The organism is Psychrobacter sp., from assembly GCF_035469765.1.
Taxonomy (GTDB): domain Bacteria; phylum Pseudomonadota; class Gammaproteobacteria; order Pseudomonadales; family Moraxellaceae; genus Psychrobacter.
This window is the reverse complement of the sequence record NZ_DATIRM010000363.1, coordinates 1-2,916: the sequence shown is the minus strand read 5'-3', so window position 1 is coordinate 2,916 and position 2,916 is coordinate 1. Positions and strand designations below refer to the sequence as shown.

5 protein-coding genes are annotated in these 2,916 nt (G+C 44.0%); 4 read left to right on the top strand and 1 reads right to left on the bottom strand.

Annotated features, from left to right (window positions below; genetic code table 11):
• Positions 1–440: PHP domain-containing protein (locus tag VLN09_RS09960; protein WP_325246098.1), on the bottom strand; the 440-nt coding region annotated here is incomplete at its 3' end.
• Between the two features lie 154 nt (positions 441–594).
• Between VLN09_RS09960 and ispZ the strand changes: the two genes are divergently transcribed.
• The 4 genes from ispZ to mnmD all read left to right on the top strand — a co-directional run.
• Positions 595–1,146: a septation protein IspZ gene (gene ispZ / locus VLN09_RS09955; protein WP_325246096.1), complete on the top strand. Its 552-nt coding sequence runs from the start codon at positions 595–597 to the stop codon at positions 1,144–1,146.
• A gap of 95 nt (positions 1,147–1,241) precedes the next feature.
• On the top strand, positions 1,242–1,571 hold the full coding sequence (locus tag VLN09_RS09950; RefSeq protein ID WP_325246094.1) for a YciI family protein: 330 nt from the start codon (positions 1,242–1,244) through the stop codon (positions 1,569–1,571).
• Positions 1,568–2,068, top strand: a complete 501-nt coding sequence (locus VLN09_RS09945) for a hypothetical protein (protein WP_325246092.1) — start codon at positions 1,568–1,570, stop codon at positions 2,066–2,068. The genes VLN09_RS09950 and VLN09_RS09945 overlap by 4 nt, the downstream gene beginning before the upstream one ends.
• A gap of 98 nt (positions 2,069–2,166) precedes the next feature.
• Positions 2,167–2,916: tRNA (5-methylaminomethyl-2-thiouridine)(34)-methyltransferase MnmD (gene mnmD, locus VLN09_RS09940; protein WP_325246090.1), on the top strand; the 750-nt coding region annotated here is incomplete at its 3' end.

The following is a 2,916-nucleotide window of genomic DNA, read 5'->3' as shown; positions in this document are numbered from 1 at the left end:
CGCCCGACTGCTTGCGGATTGCCACTAGCTTTAGCAAGAATAGCTTGCCACAGCTCATCGTAATCAATACTAAGCAACGTACTGAGCTTTTCTGTGATACGTTGACCACGAGTGGCGCGGCTGTCTTGTAATTGTTGTAAGGTTGCGTGCATTTTTTCGCGATCACTAAAATCAAGCCCCAGTACATGGATAATTTTATTAGTAGATTTATTTTTACCGTAGCCGCCGCTCAAGGTATGCTCACAGCTGATTTCTACGCCATTGATAAGGGTGATATCGCATGCATCAGCCACGGCGCGCGCCTCGTTAATACCAAGCAAGGTATCATGATCGGTCAAAGCCAATACATTGATACCAGCGCTATGGGCGCGTTGTACGACTTCTGCCGGCGCATAAGTGCCATCAGAGCAAGTACTGTGGCAATGTAAATCGATTTTCATAAAGCAAGCCTTAGGGTTTTGAATATTTTTGAATAAAATAGGATTAAAAGCGCCAAAGCAGGTCATATCAGAGGATTATAGCGTTGATTGCTTTTTTTTGGCGCAGTAGACGTGTAAACTAGCGCATACGTTTTAGTTGGACATTTTATTTGCCATGAAAGCCTTATTAGACTTCATTCCCTTAATCGCGTTTTTTATTGCCGCCCGTTACAATGGTATTTTGGCGGCAGCGGGCGCATTGCTCGTTGCCACTATCGCCGTCTATGCGATTCACTTTGTGCGTCAAAAAGGCAAGTTTGACAAACAACAATGGGTCGTTTTATTGCTAACCATCGTTTTTTGCGGTGGCACCTTGCTATTGCGTGACGATATTTACTTGCGCTGGAAATCCCCAATTATTAATGGGATTTTTGCGTTTACACTTTTGGTTAGTGCCGTGATCAATAAGCCTTTGATCCAACTAGCAATGAAAGATGTCTTTTCACTCACTATGAGTGGCTGGAAGAAACTGACCATTGCTTGGGCATTGTTCTTTGCCATGATGGGCATCCTACATTATATCACGGCATTTACCATGTCAGATGAAGCTTGGATTAACTTTAAAACTTACGGCTGGATTCCGATTATGTTGGTATTCGTGGTTGCGCAGTTCTTGGTATTGAAAAAACACCTAAATCCAGCATTAACTGACAAATCTGTTAAATAAAAGTTTGATAAGCAGCGCTTACGTTAAGATAAACGTTGCTTTTTACATCACGATTATAACGCCTTATTTTCCGACTAATTGATTGAGGAAGCAGCATGTCCTTATTTGCCATTATCGGTCACGACGTAGCAGGCAGTAGCGCCCAACGTCAGCTGACACGTGCAGAGCATATTGAACGCTTACAAATATTGAATCGTGAGCAGCGGTTAGTTATCGCAGGTCCTACACCCATCGAACATGGTAAAAACGAGATGTCGGGTAGCCTGATCATTGCTGATTTTGACTCTCTAACTGCGGCTCAAGAGTGGGCAAGCGCTGAGCCTTATCTACGTGATGGTGTCTATAGCCATGTTGATATCAAGCCATTTATTCAGGCGTTACCAGTAGCGAATGCCAGCTCAGCAGATGAGGTAACAACTTCGTGATTCAGCGGTTACTCTCATTAAACAGTCATAAAACTGGTCTTGCAAGCACCGCTATTGCAGGCATAGTATTAATAACTACTATCTCGGTACATGCAGCGCCAACACTGACCGCCCAGACCGAGCCCGCAGCAGGGATTGTGCCAGCACTAATTGCAGTTAACAATACTTCTCAAACGGCAGATACTCAAACTGTGCCTCAAACAACTGCTCCGGTCGCAGAAATGGCTACATCAGCAAAGCCTGCCACCGATATTGCTGATACCTTAGCTGCGCAACTGCAACCATCAAATAAAGCTTTGTCGGCTGCCAATCAAGAATTGCTTGGCCTTAATGCGCAGCTGCAGCGGCAAGTGAATGATTTGCAAACCCAAGCAAACGTTTTGGTTTATGAAAGTAAAGGTCAATTATTTTTATATGGTGCTTTTACGGTCTTGATTAGTTTATTGGTCGGTATTTTTATTTCTTGGCTGGTATTTGTCCGCCGTGAACGTTGGTAACCCTATTTTTATTGATTTTTATCATCCATTTATTTGATGGTTATTTATTGAATATTTACTTGATGCTTGCTTGATACCTGTCTGGTTGATAAATGCCTATGTCAAAAACTGCTTCTATCGATCCCATCAAAAGCACGACACCCACACACGTTATCTTCCCTGCTAACATTGAATGGCAAACTGATGATACCGGTAATAAAGTGCCGGTATCAGGTGAGTTTGGTGATGTCTATTTTTCGCACGCTGATGGTTTAGCAGAATCACGTCATGTGTTTTTGGAGAACAACCAACTTCCAGAACGTCTAGCAAACCTTGCAGCGAAACAATGCTTTACTATCGCAGAATTGGGATTCGGTACAGGACTCAATTTACTCGCGACTTGGCAGCTGTGGCGACAGCTTCGATTATCACATCCACACTTAGCAAGCGCCCGTTTGCACTTTATTACCACCGAAAAACACCCCATCCCCTTTAGTGACTTAGCAAAGATACTTGCTCCGTGGGCACAGCGTGCCCCTGAGTTGGCACCATTGATTGAGCAATTGTTAGCCAGCTACCCGCCGCTGATTGCAGGCTGTCATCGGCTAAATTTTATTGAGGATAATTTAACCCTTGATATTTGGTTGGCTGATGCCAGTGACAGCTTAGCAAGCTTAGGGTTTGAGACTGCTATTAGACGACCTTATATTGATGCGTGGTTTTTAGATGGTTTTGCGCCCTCGTGCAATGAAACGTTGTGGGCTGCGACTATATTTAGCCAAATGCAGCGCTTATCACGTGCTGGTACAACTGCTGCTACTTATAGCTGTGCTGGTATCGTCAAACGCGGGCTACAGTCGCATGGTTTT

Excerpts from the sequence above, each read along its gene's own strand:
- ispZ (WP_325246096.1), top strand. The coding sequence starts at position 595 with ATGAAAGCCTTATTAGACTTCATTCCCTTAATCGCGTTTTTTATTGCC.
- VLN09_RS09950 (WP_325246094.1), top strand. The coding sequence starts at position 1,242 with ATGTCCTTATTTGCCATTATCGGTCACGACGTAGCAGGCAGTAGCGCC.